The sequence below is a fragment of the Rhizobium sp. Root1220 genome, assembly GCF_001426265.1.
Classification (GTDB): Bacteria; Pseudomonadota; Alphaproteobacteria; order Rhizobiales; family Rhizobiaceae; genus Rhizobium.
In genome coordinates, this window is the sequence record NZ_LMDG01000009.1 from 72,246 (window position 1) to 92,337 (window position 20,092).

Sequence of the window (20,092 nt, forward strand, 5' to 3'; positions counted from 1 at the left end):
CGCAACCACGGATCCTTCCGGTTGCCCGAAGCCGTGCGGCAGTTTGGCGGTCCGGTACATATTGCTGAAACTGACGGTCAACTTTAAAGAAGGAACGATCGACCGTTCTGGAGCCTTGCCATGCCCCTCGTCACCCGCCGCAATCTACTGAAAGCCTCTGCCGTTGCGGGCGCTTACGGGATCGGCGCCGGCGTTGCTGGCAAGTTCGGACTGGCGCAAGCCGCGCCGGAGCCGCAGTTGCTGAAAGCGGTCAAGACGCAGGCGACACTGACCGCTACCGGCGCGACCAAGGATATCATGACATGGGGCGACGACGGGATGCCGCCTGTCTTGCGGATGAGCAAGGGCAAACCTTATGCCGCGCGACTGACAAATACACTCGACGAGCCTACGACGATCCACTGGCATGGCCTGAGAATCGTCAACAAGATGGACGGCGTGCCGTTCATGACGCAGCCCTACGTCTATACCGGCGACAGTTTTGACTATGCCTTCACGCCACCCGATGCAGGCACATTCTGGTATCACCCCCATTGCAACACGCTGACGCAAATGGGCCATGGCATGACAGGCGTGATCGTCGTCGAGGATCCAGCCGATCCGGCTTTCGATGCCGAGGTCGTCCTCAATCTTCGCGACTGGCGGCTCGGTAGCGACGGTCAGTTCATTGCAGCGTTCCGTCCACGTGATGCCGCGAAGACAGGCACTTATGGAACCGTCAGAACAGCCAATTGGCATCAGGAGCCACAATACGATGCGCCGGCCGGCGGACTGGTCCGACTGCGGATTGCGGTAACCGACGTCACACGCATCTTCTCGCTGAAGATGGAGGGGGCCGAGGCGACTGTGATCGCAATGGACGGCAACCTGGTACCGAAGCGCTTCCCGCTTGACCTCCTTTTGATTGGCCCCGGCCAGCGTCTCGACCTTGCCGTTCGCATGCCGGACCGTGAAGGCGCGGTCGCAACGCTTGAGGATATCCGCGGCACGACGCCGAAGACCATCGCCACGTTGAAGGCAGTCGGGCAGTCCCTGAAGCGCAATGTCGCCGACCTTGCCGCGCTTGGCGAAAATCCCGTTCCAAAGGCAGACCTTTCCAGCGCCCAAAAAATACCGCTGATCCTGAGCGCCACCGCCGAAAGCGCGCCGGCCGATAGCATCTGCGGAACGCTGGGCTACAGTTTCTGGGCGATCAACAAGGTTCCGTGGCCGGGCGATACACCGGATCCGACTGCTCCGGTCGCCGAGCTAAAGCTCGGCAAGAGCTATATCCTGCAGCTCGAGAACGTGACACCGCATACGCATCCGATCCATCTGCACGGCATGAGCTTTACCGTGATTTCATCCTCGACGCGGGAGGTTATGCCGCTCGTTTCAGATACCTACCTTGTCCAGCCGGACGAAAAGGTGCAACTCGCCTTCGTTGCCGACAATCCCGGTGACTGGCTGTTGCATTGCCACATCATCGAGCATCAGAAGACCGGTATGACCAGTTATGTCAGGGTTGTTTGACGACCGGTCGAGGGTTTTTATTGACATACACGACTGAAAGGAGAAGGAAGATTGAACAAACTTTCTCCTGCGATTGAATTGAGATGATCGAAACTACTGCCGATTTGGAGGCGGCCTGCAAAGAGCTGGCCAAGTCAGAATTCATTACTATCGATACCGAGTTTCTACGAGAAACCACGTTTTGGCCGGAGCTCTGCCTGATCCAAATGGCAAGCCCGACGACGGAAGTGCTTGTCGACCCACTTGCAAAAGGGCTCGACCTCAAGCCGTTCTTCGAGTTGATGGCCGATGCAAATGTCCTGAAGGTTTTTCACGCGGCCCGCCAGGATATCGAAATCATCTTCAATCGCGGTGGCCTCATCCCGCATCCGATCTTCGACACGCAGGTTGCTGCCATGGTCTGTGGCTTCGGCGATTCTGTTTCCTACGACCAGCTCGTCAGTCGCACCAAGGGCGTGCAGATCGACAAGTCCTCGCGCTTTACCGACTGGAGCCGCAGGCCGCTGTCCGAAAAGCAGCTCGACTATGCTCTGGCTGACGTCACCCATCTTCGCGACGTCTATCTCTATCTCAAGGCCGAGTTGGAACGCGAAGGCCGGTCCTCCTGGCTTTCGGAAGAAATGAATGTGCTCGAGGCCCAGCAGACCTACGATCTTCATCCAGACGATGCCTGGCAGCGCCTGAAGATGCGGCTGCGTAAGCCGCAGGAGCTTGCCATCCTGAAATATGTCGCCGCCTGGCGTGAACGCGAGGCCCGCAGCCGCAACGTCCCGCGCTCACGCGTGCTGAAGGACGATGCGATCTACGAAATCGCACAGCAGCAACCGAAGGATTCCGAGGCATTCGGACGCCTCAGAACGATCCCAAAGGGTTGGGAACGCTCCGCCGCTGGCGCGGCGGTTGTCGAAGCCGTGAATGCGGCACTTGCCCTGCCGAAAGCAGAGATGCCCCATGCGCCGCGACAGAACCAGCCGCCCGAGGGTGCCGCGGCAGCAGCCGAGCTGCTTAAGGTGCTGCTGAAACTGATCTCGGAAAAACACGGCGTTGCGCCGAAGGTGATCGCCAACAGCGACGACCTCGACAAAATCGCCGCCGAGGGCGAGAAGGCGGACGTAGCCGCTCTTCATGGATGGCGACGGGAGCTTTTCGGCGAGCCGGCGTTGCAGTTGATCCAGGGTCAGGTCGCGCTTCGCTTCGTCGGCAAAAAGGTCGAGACCGTCGCGCTGTAAGCGCCATCAGTTGGACGTTTTTAAGCGTATAGTGATTTCGGGTTGCTTCAACCACGAAATCAGCAGTGATGCGCTCTTATCGAAGGGGCGCCTGCTTGCTATATACGCTTGGCATAGCGTCACGGCGAAAAGGACTACATGAGGGAAATATCTCCGGTCCAGAACTGGCTGCTAATCGCGATCGTGCTTGCGGCGAGCGGCATTCTCTACGACATGCGGTTCTACGGTGGCCACCCCTTCGTCGGTGCGACGTTCGCGCTGTTCATAGGAATGCCGATCATCGCTTTCGAACGCAAGGTGATCCTCCGTCGCCTCTACCGTCGCATGCAGACGTTGCCGACGCTCATCTTCTTCATCGCCGAAATCTTCGTCTACGAAATCCTGATGAGTGCCGGATTTGCGGTTGCCGGTCTTTCGTTTTGGTGGCTTGGCGCGATCCAGCCGGCGTCCTGGGTGGACGCGGTCATTCTCCCATTCGATACCTTCCTCTATGCGCTCGCGGTTTGCGCGCTCATCATCTTCGTGCTTCGAATACGCGAACTGCTGGGACGCGACATCTTCATGAGCATGCTGCTCAGCCGATACCGCAAACCGATCAGCGAAGAGCGTGTGTTCCTCTTCATCGACCTGGTGGATTCGACTGCCTTTGCCGAGAAGCATGGCGACCTGAAGGCGCAGCAGATGCTGAGTTCGCTGTTTGCCGCCTTCGCTGAACCGGTCAGGCGGTACAAGGGGACGATCGACGACTATATCGGCGACGCCGCGATCATCAGCTGGCCGCTCGAGCGCGGGGTAAAGTTCGGGCGATGCGTGAACTGCATCTTCGACATCATCGGCGAAATAGAGGCTGACGCGGAGAGCTGGTTGAAGGAATATGGACAGGTGCCTCGCCTTCGTGCAGCGCTGCACGGCGGCAATATCATCACCGCCGAAATCGGCGTCGATCACCACAAGATCACCTATTTCGGAGACACGATAAATACAGCCTCTCGGCTGGAATCCCTCTGCAAGACGTTGAATCGCTCCGTGCTTGTTTCGGCCGACCTCGCCAAGCGGATCAGAATGCCGGAATCAATTTCGGTGGAAGATCTCGGGAGCCACGCCGTCAAGGGACGCGGGCAGAGTCTCGACGTGGTGGCGCTGGTGAAGGCCGACAACCGCACAGTGTCACCAAAGCTCAATACAGGCGTCAACTCGCCGGCATGAAACGCCGCTAGTGTGACGATGTGCTCGCCGACTTGTCTCGAGCCGGGTACCAGGCGGTAAACTTCATGGCGGAAACAAGCGCCAGTATGGTCACCACGATCCCCACCTTCTGCGGAAGGCTCGGCGCAAAGACCAGAAGCGCGTCGGCAGCGACCATCGCAGCGAATGCCAGACCCCAAACCGCAGATATGATGTAGTTCGTCCTTAGAAATTCCGGCGTTCCCCAGAACTGCGGCTCGACACTTTCGCGCGCGTATTGAAGCGTAAAAGGTCGGCCAATCGCCATCGAAACCAGGACGATCAGCAGCAGGCCGGCATCAACCAGGAGCCTGAACGTCCACAACGACCAGGACGGGGTCAGCAGCACGGCATATACGGCCAGGCACACAAACAGAATAGCTGTGCCGAGTTCCAGTAGCTTCGGTGTCTTTCCTGCCATCCGCTCCCGCAGCAGGATAAAAATCGAAATCGCCGCCCCGGCAATCAGCCCCTCCGTCGGCCCGATCAGGCGATCGACGAGGGCGAAGCCTATAAATGGCAGGAAACCAAACAGGATACCCATGACGCCCCCCCCCCGGCCAGAGACTGGTCCACGCACGATTGATAGTTGAAAGCAAAACAGCAAACAACTCGCTTGATCCAGATTCTTCTGTCGGTCGGCGTGCCTATTCGAACCGGAAGGCCAGCCTCTTGTTTGTCAGCTTGGAGAGTTGCTGAAGGCGACCATCCAGTCGCTCACCTGCAAAGTCCCGGTATTCCGCGGGTACCACGAATTCGAGATCGGCATCCGGACTGGATGAATTGCGGATTGTCAGGTTCCTGACGATGCCCGGCATCGACGCCGAAAACAGATAGACGACGCGCAACAGGCCGCCGAGCAGCTTGGCTCGCTCGATATATTGCGGTGTGGCGATCGCTGCCAGCGGGACGGTCGCTCCATCGTCGTGCGGGCCTTCGAAGCGGTAGTAGTTGGTCAGCGCGATAAATGCACGACCGGGATGGCTGATGCCGACGAAGGAGGAATGCGCGATGATGTTCAGCGCCTGTAGGCCGCGATAGTCGGGATGAGCGCGCCAGCTGATATCGGCAAGCAGACAAGCCGCCTGGCGGTAGCGCGCCTCCTCCTCAGTCTCGGCGATCCCGAAGAACGGCATCATCCGCCCGGTCCATTCGGCAAGTTCTCGGGCGTGTTCTGGAGAACGGGCACGCAGGATCGCCAATTCACCGGCCGCCTCCAGCAAAGGATCCGCGCGGCGCTCGCGTTCAGAAAGAAGTGAGTAGAGGTAGCCTTCGCGAACGCCCTGCCCCGAGAACGAAATGACTGAGGGCTTCATCACGCTCAGCACCTCCTTCATGGCGACAGCGCCGAACGGCAGCAATGCTCGGCGATACTTTGAAACAGCCATCCACGCCGGGTCTCTCGAATCCTTGGCCGCTTCGACCTGATCGAGAAATTGCATCATTGCTTCGAACGTGATCTCGTAACCCTGCATCATGTGCAGTGGGTAACTGGTCAACTCCATGTGCAGTTTGGCGATGTTTCGCCAGGTGCCGCCGACCGCGTAAAAGGTGCGTCCCTGGCCTTTGGCCAAAAGCTTGGCGCTGGTCTTCACATGCTTGCGCGCGAACGTCCGCGCCTTGTCCATCGAGCCGCCGGCATATTCCGACAATCGCAGACCACCGAGGGGCAAGGTGACACCCTTGCCGATTTCCTTGCCCTTGATGTCGATGAGCTCCAGCGATCCGCCGCCGAGGTCGCCCGCGATGCCATCGGGTGTGTAAAAGCCGCTGACGACGCCGAGCGCGGAGAACTTCGCTTCCTCCTCGCCGGAGAGAACGCGAACCTTGCGCTGCAGAATGGTCTCGGCCCTGTGAATGAAGTCCGGCCCGTTCGAGGCCTCGCGAGCCGCAGCGGTCGCCAACACATACATGGTTGCTGCGCGGGCCTGATCCGACAATGCCTTGAACCGGTGCAGGGCGGCCAGCGCGCGCTCGACGCTCGCCTCGTCCATCTTCCCGGTCATCGCAATGCCTTTGCCCAGACCGCAGAGCACCTTTTCGTTGAAAAGGATCGTCGGCGACCGGGACATGCCTTCATAGATGACCACACGGATCGAATTCGACCCGATATCGACAACGGAGACCGGGGCAATCCCTGGAAGGCGCCCCTGGGCTTCTGATTCAACCATGCAGGTCCAGTTTTATCTTTTTGTTCGGCCCGAAAGCAGGCCGGCGATCAGCTTGGGCGCGCTGGACTTCAGGGCTTCACCGCGGCCGGAAAGGCTAGGGTTGGTCATGAAGTACTGTTGCGCATTGAACGGCTCTTCGCCCTTGCGCACTTCCATGCGCCGAGACGTGCCGTCGGGCAATATCTCGTAGCTTTGCTGATTGTCAATGAGGTTGCCGAGCATGATCTGTGACAAAACCTGCTCGTGGACCGTCGGATTGGTCAGCGGAACCAACGTTTCGACGCGCCGGTCGAGGTTTCTCGGCATCATGTCGGCAGAGCCGATATAGACGAGCGCCTTGTCCGACGGCAGCCCGTGGCCGTTGCCGAAGCAGAAGATACGGCTATGCTCGAGAAAGCGGCCGACAATCGACTTGACGCGGATGTTCTCGGACAGACCTGCGACCTGCGGACGCAGGCAGCAGATGCCGCGAATGACCAGTTCTATCTCCACGCCGGCGCGGCTCGCCGTGTAAAGCGCATCGATGATCTCGGGATCGACCAGCGAATTCATCTTCATCCAGATCGCCGCCGGAGCGCCGCTCGTGGCGTGCTTTATCTCTTCTTCGATGTGGCGAACAATGCGCGAGCGCAGCGTGTAGGGCGACACCGCGAGCTTCATGCTCTGTTCCGGCTCGCCATAGCCGGTGATGAAGTTGAAGATGTTCGCCATGTCGTGGGCGATAACCGGGTTGCAGGTGAAGAACGACAAATCGGTGTAGATCTTCGCGGTGATCGGGTGGTAGTTGCCTGTTCCGAGGTGGCAATAGCTGCGCAGCTTGCCCTCCTCGCGGCGCACGACCAGCGACATCTTGGAGTGCGTCTTCAATTCGATGAAGCCGAAGACGACCTGCACGCCGGCGCGCTCGAGGTCGCGGGCCCAACGGATGTTGGCCTCTTCGTCGAAGCGGGCCTTGAGCTCGACCAGCGCCGTCACAGATTTACCCGACTCGGCGGCATCGATCAGAGCCCGAACGATCGGGCTGTCGTTCGAGGTGCGGTAAAGCGTCTGCTTTATCGCCAGGACGTCAGGATCGCGCGCAGCCTGCAGAAGAAACTGGACCACCACGTCGAATGATTCATAGGGGTGGTGGACCACCATGTCCTTTTCGCGGATTGCAGCGAAGCAATCACCGGCGTGTTCGCGGACCCGTTCGGGAAATCGGGCATTGTAGGGCGGAAACCGCAGGTCGTCGCGCGGCGCCTTGGTGATCTCGGAGAGTGTATTAAGGGCGAGCAACCCCGGCAGAACCGCGACGCGGTTGTCGGGAACGTTCAATGCCTGAACGACGAACTGGCGCAGCGACGCCGGCATTTCGGAGTCCGTTTCGATGCGGATCACTGAACCGCGGCGACGGCGCTTCAAGGCGGTCTCGAAGAAGCGGACCAGATCTTCGGCCTCTTCTTCGACCTCGATATCGCTGTCACGGATGATGCGGAAGGTACCCGAGCCCTGCACCTCATAGCCGGGATAAAGCCGGTAGATGAAGATATTGGCGACATCTTCCAGAGTGATGTAGCGAATCGTGTTGCCGTCGTCGGGCAGACGGACGAAGCGATCCAGCGCCGGCGGCAGGCGCAGCAACGCGGTCATCGGATCGCGACCGTTCTTGCTGACCAGTTGCAGGCCGATCGAGAATCCGAGGTTCGGGATGAAGGGAAACGGATGCGCCGGATCGATCGACAGCGGCGTCAGCACCGGAAAAATCGCCTGTTCGAACTCGGTCGCAAGCCAGTTGCGGTCGGTCTCGCTGAGTGCGCCTGGACGGACGATCAGGATATCTTCCTTGGCGAGGTACTGCTGTAGAACGGCAAGCGATGCCTGCTGTTCCATCTGCAGGTTGTCGATCTCCTGCAAAATGGCATCAAGCTGCTCAGCCGGCGTCTTGCCGTCGGGGGTCCGGACCACGATGTTCTGACGGACCTGCGCTTCCAGGCCGGCAACGCGCACCATGAAAAATTCATCGAGGTTGGCAGCCGAAATCGAAAGAAATCGGACGCGCTCGAGCAGCGGATGTTCGATGTTCAGCGTTTCTTCGAGAACGCGGCGATTGAACTGCAGCCACGAGAATTCGCGATTGATGAAACGCTCGGGGCTGGCAAGCAGCTGCTCCAGCGGGGGCACGCTGTCCTTGGTTTCCGGAGAAGGTTCGTGGTGCTCCGCGACTGCGCTATCCATTATTTTTGCCCCATTTCGTTAGGCCAAGCGAATTATATCAGTTTCACGACGGAACTGTGACAGTCAATCGAACGAGTCGGAATTACCCAATTCATTCAACACCTCAGCGACAAGCGAACGGCTTATTTTAGTGCCGCGTGAGAGCGCAAGCCGATCAAGCCTTTCGACTATCGTCTGGGCCGCGTTCAGCGACCTCTCCATCCGATTGACGATATAGAGGACAAGTCTGTCATCTATATAAAGCTGGCGGTCGGCAAAGAGCTTGACGATCACCTGCGACAGCAATTCCTCATCGGGTTCGCCGATTTCAACCACCGTCGCAGCCTTAAGACGCGAGCGCAGGTCCGCGAGCTGGACCGGCCAAGACATCGGCCAAAGACGGCTCGTCATCAGCAGGCTGTTGCCGTTTTCGCGTACGCTATTGATGACGTGGAAAAGCTCGGTATCATCGAATCCCACGCGATCGACGTCCTCGAACAGAACGTGACCATTGGCTGCATCGACCGCCGCGTTCGCACCCGCTTTCGGATGAATCGTGATCGCGCCGCTGTGTTCCCTCCAGATGTTCGCAAGGTGCGATTTTCCCGAACCCACCGGACCGGCAAGGATCACCACCGGGGACGGCCATTGCGGCCAGGCGTCCACGATAGCCACGGCGGCGGCCAATTTTTCGGAGACCAAAAGATCGTCGCGCCCGCTTGCTGCATCGTGAGAAAAGGCCAGAGGAAGCTGCTCGTCGGCCTTGCGCCTTGGATCAGCGTTTTTCACTTCAGTCATTTGGGATCAGCTTTTACTTTCCCGATCTGGCCTGTCTTCTCCACGCCAGCATAGAGGTCGCTTTCAAGGTAACGCGAAAGAGCAAAGCGGACAAGCACGCCGACAGCCGCGGCCGCTGGAACAGCGACCAACAGGCCGACGAAACCGAACAGCGCTCCAAAGGCAAAGAGCGCAAACATCAGCCACACCGGATGCAGCCCGACGCTGTGACCGACAAGCTTCGGCTGCAGGATATTGCCTTCCATGAACTGTCCACTGAAGAAGACAGCAAGGACTGCACCCACCCAGACGTAGTCCGGCCAGAATTGGACGATGGCAACTCCGACCGCCAGAACGAGCCCAACCATGGAGCCGACATACGGAATGAAGCTGATCATGCCGGCGAAAAGGCCGATCAGCAGGCCGAAGTTCAGGCCGACCAGCGATAGACCGACGGCGTACCAGATGCCCAGGATGAGGCACAAGGAGCCCTGCCCGCGAATGAAGCCTGCGATCGCCTGGTCGATCTCGTGCATGATCTGGTGAACGTTCACCACGTAATCGCGCGGAATGTATTTATCCACCTTGGAGACCATGCGGTCCCAATCAAGCAGCATGTAGAAGGCCACGACCGGCGTTACGATCATCAGCGAAATGACGTTGACGACGGCAAGGCCCGAGCTCCAAACCTGACTGAAAAGGCCAGTTAGCAGACCAAAACCCTGAGAAAGGATTTCCGAGAAATTGTTCTTGATCGACCCCAGCTGGCTCTTGATCCATTCCGGCAGAACCGAATCCTGGGACTTCGCGATGAAGGTTTGCAGTTGATCGATGTATACGGGCAGCCGCCCGGCAAAATCGCTGAACTGGCTGGCAAGAATCGGGATGAGGATCATGAGGGCGAGAACGATCAGGATCACGAACGAGATCAGGATGACGATCGTCGCCATCAGACGGCTCAATCCCAGCCGTTCCAGCCGGTCGGCCACGGGATCCAGGAAATAGGCCAGAGCCATCCCTGCGAGGAAGGGCAGCAGGATCGAGCTGAATACGAAAAGGAAGGCGATGAAAAATGCGAGTACACTCAGCCAGAAGATCACCTGGCGTTTCAGACCTGCCCCGCTAACCCGCTGTGGCATCACATTCCCCGTTGATCGAGCGCCGCTCCGAACCACATCACATCGAGGCGGCCTTTGAGCCAAATAGGATGCAGCCGCAAGAATGGTCAACCCCGCCGCTTAAAATCCCGAACAAGACACTCAAAAGAGCGGGAAAATAGGGCTTTCGCCGCACGCTCCCTTGCATAAACGCCCCTGTCATGCAATTGCGACCGCATATGATGCGGGCACATTTCCCGCCCGAAGACAGCCATCGGAGAGCAGCATGAGCCAGTCTGGAAAAAACGGCCTGACCTATAGCGACGCAGGCGTCGACATCGATGCCGGCAACCTCTTGGTGGAGAAGATCAAGCCTGCGGTTCGCTCGACCCGCCGCCCGGGCGCGGATGGCGAAATCGGCGGCTTCGGCGGTCTTTTCGATCTCAAGGCTGCGGGCTTCACCGATCCGGTTCTGGTGGCCGCCAATGACGGCGTTGGTACCAAGCTGAAGATCGCCATCGATGCGGATTATCACGACACGGTCGGCATCGACCTTGTTGCGATGTGTGTCAATGATCTGGTCGTCCAGGGTGCCGAGCCTCTGTTCTTCCTCGACTACTTCGCCACCGGCAAGCTCGACCCCGACCAGGGCGCCAAGATTGTCGAAGGCATTGCTGCCGGCTGCCGTGATGCAGGCTGTGCGCTGATCGGTGGCGAGACCGCCGAAATGCCGGGCATGTATTCCTCCGGCGACTACGACCTTGCCGGCTTTGCCGTTGGCGCAGCTGAGCGCGGCCAGCTGCTGCCATCGGGCGACATTGCCGAAGGCGACGTGATCCTCGGCCTCGCCTCCTCGGGCGTTCACTCGAACGGCTTCTCGCTGGTGCGCAAGATCGTCGGCATCTCCGGCCTCGCCTGGGATGCGCCGGCACCATTCGCCGAGGGCAAGACGCTCGGCGAAGCGCTGCTGACCCCGACCCGCATCTATGTGAAGCAGTTGCTGAAGGCGATCCGCGATACTGGATCGATCAAGGCGTTGGCGCACATCACCGGCGGCGGCTTCCCCGAGAATATTCCGCGGGTTCTGCCGAAGCATCTGACTGCAGAGATCGATCTCAGCGCCGTCAACGTTCCCGCTGTCTTCTCCTGGCTCTCCAAGACCGGTGGCGTCGAAGCCAACGAGATGCTGCGGACCTTCAACTGCGGCATCGGCATGATCGCCGTCGTCTCGGCCGAAAATGTCGTGACCGTGACGGCTGCGCTTGAAGCAGAAGGCGAAAAGGTCGTGCAGCTTGGCCGGATGACCGCGCGCGCCGAAGGTGCCGGCGGCACGCTCTACAAGGGTACGCTCGCCATATGACGACGCCGCGCAAACGCACCGTCGTGTTCATCTCGGGTGGCGGCTCCAACATGATGGCGCTGGTCTCTGCTGCCAAGGCCGGCGACTACCCTGCCGAGATCGTCGGCGTCATTTCCGACAAGCCGGATGCGGGCGGGCTTGCCAAGGCTGCAGCCGAGGGCATCGCGACCTACGCATTCCCACGCAAGGACTACGCTAGCAAGGAAGCCCACGAACAGGCGATCTTTGAGGCACTCGACGCGCTCTCGCCGGATATTCTCTGCCTTGCAGGCTATATGCGGCTGCTGAGCGGCACGTTCATCCAGCGCTACGAGGGGAAAATGATCAACATCCACCCTTCGCTGCTGCCATTGTTTCCCGGCCTCCATACGCATCAGCGCGCAATCGACGCCGGCATGCGGATCGCCGGCTGCACGGTTCATTTCGTTACCGAAGGCATGGATGAGGGCCCGGTCATTGGCCAGGCAGCTGTGCCCGTTCTCTCCGACGATACGGCTGATACACTGGCCGGACGCGTTCTCACCGTCGAGCACCAGATCTATCCGCAGGCACTGCGGCTTTTCGCGGAAGGCAAGGTGGCGATGCAAGGCGGCAAGGCCGTCAGCAGTGGTGCGGCCACGATGTCGACGTCAGGCGCTCAGGTGATTTCGCTAATCGGCGACAAAGGCTGATAATTTCGGCCTGACAGCTGGTCAGACATTCAAGACACAATTTGACTTTGCGATTTGGGCCCGGCAAGCGGGCCCAAATTCGTTCCGGCTGAAGTTCAGGCTGCCAGCGAACGCGGCTGGTGCAGCGTGCCGTCGCTATAGACGAAACGGCCGCCGCGGAAGGTGGCGCGGATACGGTGAACGTCACCCGCTTCGACAACCACCAGGTCGGCACGCTGGCCGATGGCGATCTCACCACGATCAAGAAGGCCTGCGGAGCGCGCAGCGGTCTTCGTTGCCATGGCAACGGCGGTCGGGAGACTGGTTTGCTCGGCGATCTTGAAGACGCCGGGCACGAAGGCGGCCGGGTGATAGTCGGCGGCGATCACAGACAGGACACCGGCGCGGGCTGCGTCGAGTGCGCTGAGGTTGCCAGACATCGACTGACCGCGCAGCGCGTTCGGCGCACCCATCAGCGTCCAGAGGCCACGACGGCGGGCTTCCTCGGCGGCCGGCAGCGTTACTGGGAACTCGCTGATGCTGACGCCTATGGCATGCATTTCGGCAACCTTCTCGGCGCTGTCGTCGTCATGCGAGGCGAGCGACAGCTCGTGGCGCAGCGACAGGTCGACGATGTGGCGGAGCTTGGCCTCGATCTCGGGATTTTCGCGCATGGCGATGCGCTTGGCGACCATCTCGGCAGCCGTCTCCTCGGAGATGGCGCGGCGCTCGGCAATGCTAAGGATATAGCTCTGGATATTGTTGTACTGGCCCTGCCCCGGCGTGTGGTCGGTCAGCGACACCATATCGACATGGCCGGCCTCGATCAGCTTTTCCAGCGCCGGTGCAGCACCGATATTGGTGATCTCGTAGCGGGCGTGAACGCGGTGATCGATCAGCAGGCTGTCGTTGAGGCGATTGACGCCTTCGATGACAGCGCAGGTGGTTTCCAGCGAGCGGACGTGGCCATAAACGCTCTCGGTGGCGAAGGATACGGCAGCATAAGCAGTGGTCACGCCATGCGCGGCGAGCTTCTTGTCGAGTTCGTGAATGCCGAAATCGATCGGCATCATCGCGTTCGGACGCGGCGCGATCTCACGCTCGATCATGTCACCATGGAGATCGACAAAACCTGGCATCAGCAGACGTCCCTCGCCGTCAATCGCGGCGCCCGCGACCGGCTCTGGCCGGATCTCGGCAATCACGCCATCCTCGATGCGGACCGAGCCTTTGTTCACGACCTCATCTGGCAGAACGATCGTGAAATTGCTGAGCCACATCGGCTTTCTCCTTACGGGTGAGGAATTATGACAAGCCGGAGCGCTTAGCCCCGATTTATGACATGCGGATGAAAGCTCTATGGCTTATCCAAGATCGCTCTGTTCAGTATGGCCCACTGCAGGAGAATGATCGTCTTGAAATCGACGATCTCGCCGCCTTCGATCATCGCCATCGCCTCGTCGAGCAGGATTTCCACGACCTCGATATCCTCATGCTCATCGGCCAGACCGCCGCCTTCCGAAATACGATCGTTGGTGTCGATCGTGGTCGCGAAGAAGTGGACGACTTCGGTGCTTGAGCCCGGCGAGCTGTAGCCATTGAACAGGAAGCGGACATCGCGGACACGGAAGCCGGTTTCTTCCATAGCTTCGCGGCGGATGGCGGGTTCAGGGTCGTCTCCATCCAGCAGCCCGGCCGGCGCCTCAAGGATCCAAGCGGGCTCGCCGTGCAACTGCAGCGGCAAGCGGAATTGGCGGACCAGGACGACGGTGCCGCGCTTGGGGTCATAGAGCAGGATGGTTGCTGCCGGCGTGCGCTGGTAGACCTCGCGATAGACGCGGTGGGTCTCGCCTTCGGAATCGGTGTAATCGACCGTGTAGTTGCTGAGCCGCGTCCATCCCTCCGAAAGCGTCTGGTTGCGCACGATCTCGGCTCTCGCCTTCTCGAATTTCGTCATGCGGCATCCCTGCGCAGCCAGACCTTGTTGTCATGGACCGCAGCACCGCCATAAGGCGCGACCGGGTCGGCACCGGTCAGAACGTTGATGCCTTCCCCGTCCACATGCGCGCTGTTCGGCCACAGGCCTTCGGCAATCAGCACGCCCGGCTTTACCTCGGTCGTGACCTTGGCGTGGAGGCGGACTTCACCCCTGATGTTGCCGACCTGAACGAGGTCGCCGTGAATGATACCCTGTGCTTCGGCGTCCGATGGGTTGATCATCAGTTCCGGGCGCCCTTCCTTCTGCCGCGAGGTCTTGGTCTCGCTGAAACTCGAGTTCAGGAAGTTGCGGGCCGGCGATGTGGCCAAGCGGAACGGGTGTGCAGCGTCGGCCACCTCGATGACATCGACCTGGTCAGGGAAAACAGGCAGTTCCACATGCGGTCCGAGCAGACCGACAGATTCCGGCGGGCGGTTCGGAGCAGGCTGGTTGGTCCAGTCGGGGCGGAAGCGGAACTTGCCGTCCGGGTGGGCGAAGCCGTTGAGGAAATGGGCCTCCTCGAAATCCGGCTGGCGGTCGAACCATTTGTGTTCGAGGAAATGGTCGTAGCCCGGCAGTTGGCTGCCATCGAGAACCCGGTCGATCATCTCGCGCGCGGTGAAGCCGAAGCCCGGGCGATCGGCAACACCGAGCCGCTTGGCCAGTTCCTCGATGACAAAGAGATTGGTGCGCACGGTTTCCGGCGGCTCGACCAGCTTAGGGCCAAGCAGGATGTGGTTCTGGCCGCCGGCGCGGTAGATGTCATCATGCTCGACGAACATGGTGGCGGGAATGACGATATCGGCCATCGCGGCGGTGTCGGTCATGAACTGCTCGTGGACGGCAACGAAAAGATCGTCACGGGCAAAACCGCGCTTCACCAATCGCTGCTCGGGCGCGATGTTCACCGGGTTGGTGTTCTGGATCAGCATGGCGGTGACAGGCCCGCGTTGGCGCAGCGCCACGGCGTCGCCGGTCAGGGCGCGGCCGATCTGCGACTGGTCGATCATGCGGATATCCGCATCCTTCATCGACTTGCCCATCAGCTCCGCATTGTTCATGCGGAAGATATCGCTATTGGAATGGAAAGCGCCGCCGCCCTCGTATTGCCAGGAGCCGAGAACGGTGGCGATCGATGCCGCCGCATGCATGGCGATCGCGCCGTTGCGCTGACGGGTAAAGCCGTAGCCGAGGCGAAAGAAGGTTTTTTTGGTTGCGCCGACAAGGGCTGCGAAGGCTTCGATCTCGTCGACAGACAGGCCGGTGATCTCGGCCGCCCATCGCGGCGTTTTCGTCTTCAGATGCGCTTCGAGACCGGCGGGATCGTCGGCATATTTCGCCATATAAGCCCGGTCGGCATGACCGTCGCGGAAGGCGATGTGCATGACGGCGCAGGCGAGCGCCGCGTCGGTGCCTGGCTTGACGATCAATGCCATGTCGGCCTGCTTCATCGTCGGATTGTCGTAGATGTCGATGACGACGATCTTGGCGCCGCGTTCCTTGCGCGACTTGATCGCGTGGGTCATGACGTTGACCTGCGTCACCACCGCATTGGTACCCCAGATGACGACGCAATCGGTGCGGGCCATCTCGCGCGGGTCGGGACCTCTCAGCACCCCTGTCGCCATGGTGAAGCCAGTCCAGGCCGGGTTGGTACAGATCGACGAGAAGAAACCGGAATAGCGCTTGGCGTGGCGCAGGCGCTCGATGCTGTCGCGCTGCACCCAGCCCATGGTGCCGGCGTAAAAATAGGGCCAGATTGCCTCGCTGCCGTCTTTCGCTTCGGCCTTGACGAAGGCTTCGGCGATTTCATCCAGCGCATCGTCCCATGAGATCTGCTGCCACTGCCCTGATCCCTTGGCGCCCTTGCGGCGCAGCGGGTGCATCAGCCGGTCCGGGCTATAGAGCCGTTCGGCATAGCGAGCGACCTTGGCGCAGATGACGCCCGAGGTGTAGCTGTGGTCGCTTGCCCCGCGTACGCGGCCGATCCGACCGTCCTCGGTCAGCTCGACTTCCAGTGCGCAGGTGGAGGGACAGTCGTGCGGACAGGCCGTGTGGCCGATCCTGAGCGCCGACTTCGGGGATTTGGCTTCGATGGGGGTCGCAATGTTCATGGGACTTCTATATTCCAACCGGGAACCGGCCAAAAGCCGGAAACGACGCCCCTCACGCGAATTCATGTCAGGCATCAGCGAAAATGAACTATCGCCACATCTACCATGCGGGCAACTTTGCCGATGTGCTGAAACATGCCGTGCTGGCGCGCCTTGTCATCTACATGCAGAAGAAGGATGCGGGGTTCCGCGTCCTCGATACGCATGCTGGCATCGGGCTCTACGATCTCTCCTCCGAAGAGGCGCAGAAGACCGGCGAATGGCGCGAGGGCATCGGCAAACTGCTGGAAGCAGAGCTTTCGCCCCAGGTTGCCGAGTTGCTGGAGCCTTATCTTTCCGCAGTCCGCGAGCTCAATCCGGATGGCGGCATCCGCTTCTATCCCGGCTCACCGAAGCTGTCGCGGATGCTGTTCCGACCCCAAGACCGCCTATCGGCGATGGAACTGCATCCGGAGGATTACCTCAAACTGCACCGCCTGTTCGAGGGCGATCATCATGCGCGCATTACCGAGCTCGACGGCTGGTTGTCGCTCGGCGCGCATCTGCCGCCCAAGGAGAAGCGCGGCATCGTGCTTGTCGATCCTCCCTTCGAGGAAGACGGCGAGTATGACCGGCTGGTCGATGGATTGGCCAAGGCTTACCGCCGCTTTCCCGGCGGCACCTATTGCCTGTGGTATCCGATCAAGAAGAGCGCGCCGCTGAAGGAATTCCACGAAGCCCTGCAGGCGCTCGATATTCCGAAGATGCTGTGCGCCGAACTCACCGTGCGTAGCGACCGTGGCATGACTGGGCTGACGGGCTCGGGCCTCGTTATCGTTAATCCGCCTTATACGCTGAAGGACGAGTTGCATGCATTGCTGCCAGCGATCAAGGATCACATGGCGCAGGATCGCTACGCCTCGCACAGAGCCTTCTGGCTGCGCGGCGAGACCAAGGCCGTTAAAGAGGATTGACCGACTCTTCTTCGCGCGAAATAGTCCCGGCGCACTGCAAGCATTTCAGAGAGAAAAACAATGAAGATCCTTTGCGCGCCGACCTCGCCCTATTCCAGCAAGGTGCGCATGGCCGCGCGCTATCTGGAACTCGAAGCAATCGAGATCCGTGTCGACACCAATGCCGGCCCGGCTATTCTCATCGACAACAACCCGCTTGGGAAAATTCCGACATTGCTGACGGATGACGGTCAATCGATCTTCGACAGTGTCGCGATCATGCGGTATTTCGACAGGCTGAAGGGCAAGCAACTATACCCCACCAAAAACAGCAAGCGCACGGAGGCGGATATCCTCGAAGCGCTTTGCGACGGCATGTGCGATTGCCTGCTGGCGATCGTCTACGAGCGCCGCTTTCGCGACGAAGAAAAGGTGCATCAGCCCTGGATCGACCGGCAGTGGAAGAAAGTTGCAAGCAGCCTGAACCACCTCAGCGTCCACCTGCCGAAGATCGGCAAGAAGCTGCACGGCGGTCACTTCGCGTTGGCTGCAACACTCGGGTACCTCGACCTGCGCTTCAAGGGACAATGGGAGGCGGACCATTCAGAACTGATCGACTGGCTTCGCCAATTCGAGAAGAAGTTTGCGGCCTATGGAGAGTTGAAGCCTCAGAGCTGAGCTCGTTCCCTGTCTGCCTTGACGAAGTCGATGAAGGCGCGAAGTGCCGTCGGCAGCTGCCGGCGGCTTGGATAGTAGAGGAAGAAGCCCGGATAAAACGGGCACCAATCCTCCAGAACGCGCACCAACTGCCCCCCAGCGACCGCCGCACGCACCTGATCTTCGAATAGGTAACCCAGCCCGTTTCCTTGCAGGACGGCATCGAGAATGATGTCCTGGTCGCCCAGCGTCAGCGGGCCTAGCACTTCGATCTCGACCTCAATGCCACCACGCTCGAACTCCCATCGATAGAACGCCCCGCCGGCGAACCGGTAGCGGACGCACGCGTGGTTGCTGAGATCGTGCGGGGCCACCGGCTTCGTTCTGCCCTCAAAATAGCCGGGTGTCCCGACCACGGCGAAGCGATGGCGCGGGCCGATCGGGACCGCGATCATGTCAGCCGCCAGACTTTCACCGAAGCGTATGCCTGCATCGAAGCCGGACGACACCATATCGACGAGCGCGTCGTCGATAACAATCTCGACCTCTACAGAAGGATAGGCTTTGAGGAAACGGGACACGATCGGCAGCAGCACGAGCTTGGCGGCTGCGCGGGCAGCGTTGATGCGAAGCTTTCCATAGGGCTGGCCACGAAACGTGTCGAGATCATCAAGTGCCGCATCAATATCGAGGAACGCCGGCCGGATCCGGTCGAACAAGCGCTCGCCCGCCTCCGTCAGGGCGACGCCACGGGTGGTGCGGTTGACCAACCGGACATCCAACCGCTCTTCGATCGTCCTCAATGCGTGGCTCAGGGCGGATGGCGTGACGCCGAGTTCAACCGCTGCCTTGCGGAAGCTGCGGTGGTTGGCGATCGCCAGGAAGATTGCCAGATCCGTCGACCGCACGCGCTGCATTGATGAATTATTCTCACTATACCATAGAGTAAAAGATAAATTCTCTCACTTATCTGCATACGCTACCTTGCCTGTGTAAGTAAATCGCAGCACGAAAGGAAAACGTCATGCGTGTTTGGTTCATCACTGGTGCATCGCGCGGATTCGGTGCCCTCATTGCCCAGGAAGCTCTCAATGCAGGCGACGCCGTTGTCGCGACCGCACGCAACCCGCAGGGGCTGCATGAGAAATTTGGCAATCACGCGAACCTGTTGCCGATGGCACTGGACGTCACCGACGAGGCCTCGGCTCACAAGGCCGCCGAGTTGGCAGTAAAGCGGTTCGGCAAGATCGACATCCTGCTCAACAATGCCGGCTTCGGCCTGCTCGGTGCCGTCGAGGAGGCCACCACGGACGAGATCGAAAAGCTCTATGCGACGAATGTATTCGGGCTACTAAAAGTGACACGCGCGGTGCTGCCGCATATGCGCCGCCAACGCTCCGGGCACGTTATCAATATTTCCTCAATCGGCGGTTACGTGTCGCATGCAGGCTGGGGTGTCTATTGCTCGACCAAGTTCGCGGTCGAGGGTCTGACGGAGGCGCTGGCTGCAGAAGTCGCGCCGCTCGGCATCAAGGCGACGGTCGTCGAGCCCGGCTTCTTCCGCACGGACTTCCTCGACGAGAGCTCGCTGTCTGTCAGCCCCAGTTCGATCTCCGACTATCTGGAGACGCCGGTCGGCGCGATGCGCGAATTTGCAGCCGGGCATAACCACCAGCAGCCCGGCGACCCTGCCCGCTTCGCCAAGGCGATGGTCACCCTCGGACATTCGCACAACCCTCCGCTCCGCATGCCGTTCGGCAGCGATACCGTCGAGGCAATCGAAAGGAAAAATGCCAGCGTGGCCAAGGAGCTGGAGGCTTGGCGCGACCTTGCTGTCTCGACCGACTTTCCGAAGGACGTCAAGGAAGACTGAACTGCGGCACCACCAACAAAAAAGCCGGGCACGTGGCCCGGCGCAGACTGCAGTCCAATCCCTGACCTGGTTCAGGGCCGCCCGTGGGTGTTTGGGCAGGCAGCTGGTGACTCATCAAACAAATACATCGGCCCAAAAACAAAGCCCGCCGAAATATCGACGGGCTTGCCAATAATCTGGCCCCGCTGTTTCCAGCGGGGCTCTGTCAATTCTATAATCCTGGGATTACTCGACGATGGAGGCGACGATGCCTGCGCCGACGGTACGGCCGCCTTCGCGGATAGCGAAGCGCAGCTTTTCTTCCATCGCGATCGGAACGATC

17 protein-coding genes and 1 pseudogene are annotated in these 20,092 nt (G+C 60.1%); 8 read left to right on the top strand and 10 right to left on the bottom strand.

The window, feature by feature from the left end:
* The first annotated feature begins 120 nt into the window (after positions 1–120).
* The 3 genes from ASC90_RS08665 (at position 121) to ASC90_RS08675 (ending at position 3,947) form a co-directional block, all read left to right on the top strand.
* On the top strand, positions 121–1,512 hold the full coding sequence (locus ASC90_RS08665) for a multicopper oxidase family protein (protein ID WP_056538327.1): 1,392 nt from the start codon (positions 121–123) through the stop codon (positions 1,510–1,512).
* An 83-nt stretch (positions 1,513–1,595) separates the two neighbouring features.
* Entirely contained in the window at positions 1,596–2,741 is a 1,146-nt protein-coding gene (rnd, locus tag ASC90_RS08670) for a ribonuclease D (RefSeq protein ID WP_056538330.1), read from the top strand.
* 138 nt (positions 2,742–2,879) lie between these two features.
* A complete protein-coding gene (locus ASC90_RS08675; protein WP_056538333.1) occupies positions 2,880–3,947 on the top strand; it encodes an adenylate/guanylate cyclase domain-containing protein in 1,068 nt (355 codons plus the stop codon).
* A gap of 7 nt (positions 3,948–3,954) precedes the next feature.
* On the opposite strand, the gene ASC90_RS08680 is transcribed toward ASC90_RS08675, so the two are convergent.
* The 5 genes from ASC90_RS08680 to ASC90_RS08700 all read right to left on the bottom strand — a co-directional run bounded on the left by ASC90_RS08680 (position 3,955) and on the right by ASC90_RS08700 (position 10,248).
* A complete protein-coding gene (locus ASC90_RS08680) occupies positions 3,955–4,509 on the bottom strand; it encodes a hypothetical protein (RefSeq protein WP_056538336.1) in 555 nt (184 codons plus the stop codon).
* Positions 4,510–4,612: 103 nt separating this feature from the next.
* Positions 4,613–6,136 (bottom strand): exopolyphosphatase, encoded by a 1,524-nt coding sequence (gene ppx, locus ASC90_RS08685; protein ID WP_056538341.1) that lies wholly within the window; start codon positions 6,134–6,136, stop codon positions 4,613–4,615.
* A 12-nt stretch (positions 6,137–6,148) separates the two neighbouring features.
* Positions 6,149–8,353: an RNA degradosome polyphosphate kinase gene (locus ASC90_RS08690; RefSeq protein ID WP_056538344.1), complete on the bottom strand. Its 2,205-nt coding sequence runs from the start codon at positions 8,351–8,353 to the stop codon at positions 6,149–6,151.
* 63 nt (positions 8,354–8,416) lie between these two features.
* Positions 8,417–9,130 carry a DnaA regulatory inactivator HdaA gene (hdaA, locus tag ASC90_RS08695; protein ID WP_056538347.1) on the bottom strand — a complete coding sequence of 238 codons (714 nt, stop codon included), beginning with the start codon at positions 9,128–9,130 and terminating at the stop codon, positions 8,417–8,419.
* Positions 9,127–10,248 (bottom strand): AI-2E family transporter, encoded by a 1,122-nt coding sequence (locus ASC90_RS08700; RefSeq protein WP_056538350.1) that lies wholly within the window; start codon positions 10,246–10,248, stop codon positions 9,127–9,129. Before ASC90_RS08700 ends, hdaA begins: the two co-directional genes overlap by 4 nt.
* A gap of 244 nt (positions 10,249–10,492) precedes the next feature.
* On the opposite strand from ASC90_RS08700, the gene purM reads away from it, so the two are divergent.
* Both purM and purN read left to right on the top strand, forming a co-directional pair.
* Positions 10,493–11,566, top strand: coding sequence for a phosphoribosylformylglycinamidine cyclo-ligase (gene purM, locus ASC90_RS08705; protein ID WP_056538354.1), 1,074 nt, complete (start codon positions 10,493–10,495; stop codon positions 11,564–11,566).
* Positions 11,563–12,237 carry a phosphoribosylglycinamide formyltransferase gene (purN, locus tag ASC90_RS08710; RefSeq protein ID WP_056538358.1) on the top strand — a complete coding sequence of 225 codons (675 nt, stop codon included), beginning with the start codon at positions 11,563–11,565 and terminating at the stop codon, positions 12,235–12,237. Before purM ends, purN begins: the two co-directional genes overlap by 4 nt.
* A 95-nt stretch (positions 12,238–12,332) precedes the next feature.
* On the opposite strand, the gene ASC90_RS08715 is transcribed toward purN, so the two are convergent.
* The 3 genes from ASC90_RS08715 to ASC90_RS08725 all read right to left on the bottom strand — a co-directional run bounded on the left by ASC90_RS08715 (position 12,333) and on the right by ASC90_RS08725 (position 16,374).
* Positions 12,333–13,496, bottom strand: a complete 1,164-nt coding sequence (locus ASC90_RS08715; RefSeq protein ID WP_056538361.1) for an alpha-D-ribose 1-methylphosphonate 5-triphosphate diphosphatase — start codon at positions 13,494–13,496, stop codon at positions 12,333–12,335.
* 77 nt (positions 13,497–13,573) lie between these two features.
* On the bottom strand, positions 13,574–14,173 hold the full coding sequence (locus tag ASC90_RS08720) for an NUDIX domain-containing protein (protein WP_056538364.1): 600 nt from the start codon (positions 14,171–14,173) through the stop codon (positions 13,574–13,576).
* Positions 14,170–16,374 (bottom strand): molybdopterin oxidoreductase family protein, encoded by a 2,205-nt coding sequence (locus ASC90_RS08725; RefSeq protein WP_200950868.1) that lies wholly within the window; start codon positions 16,372–16,374, stop codon positions 14,170–14,172. Before ASC90_RS08725 ends, ASC90_RS08720 begins: the two co-directional genes overlap by 4 nt.
* 17 nt (positions 16,375–16,391) lie before the next feature.
* On the opposite strand from ASC90_RS08725, the gene ASC90_RS08730 reads away from it, so the two are divergent.
* Positions 16,392–17,261 carry a 23S rRNA (adenine(2030)-N(6))-methyltransferase RlmJ gene (locus ASC90_RS08730; protein WP_056538369.1) on the top strand — a complete coding sequence of 290 codons (870 nt, stop codon included), beginning with the start codon at positions 16,392–16,394 and terminating at the stop codon, positions 17,259–17,261.
* A gap of 60 nt (positions 17,262–17,321) precedes the next feature.
* Positions 17,322–17,918 (top strand): glutathione S-transferase, encoded by a 597-nt coding sequence (locus tag ASC90_RS08735; protein WP_056538372.1) that lies wholly within the window; start codon positions 17,322–17,324, stop codon positions 17,916–17,918.
* Here ASC90_RS08735 and ASC90_RS08740 read toward each other — a convergent pair.
* On the bottom strand, positions 17,909–18,814 hold the full coding sequence (locus tag ASC90_RS08740) for a LysR family transcriptional regulator (RefSeq protein WP_056538374.1): 906 nt from the start codon (positions 18,812–18,814) through the stop codon (positions 17,909–17,911). The two genes, ASC90_RS08735 and ASC90_RS08740, sit on opposite strands and share 10 nt — an antisense overlap.
* Positions 18,815–18,921: 107 nt before the next feature.
* Here ASC90_RS08740 and ASC90_RS08745 point away from each other — a divergent pair, with 107 nt between their 5' ends.
* Positions 18,922–19,770, top strand: coding sequence for an oxidoreductase (locus ASC90_RS08745; protein ID WP_056538377.1), 849 nt, complete (start codon positions 18,922–18,924; stop codon positions 19,768–19,770).
* A 225-nt stretch (positions 19,771–19,995) separates the two neighbouring features.
* Here ASC90_RS08745 and ASC90_RS27905 read toward each other — a convergent pair.
* A pseudogene (locus tag ASC90_RS27905) lies at positions 19,996–20,092 on the bottom strand (elongation factor Tu); the annotation flags it as partial.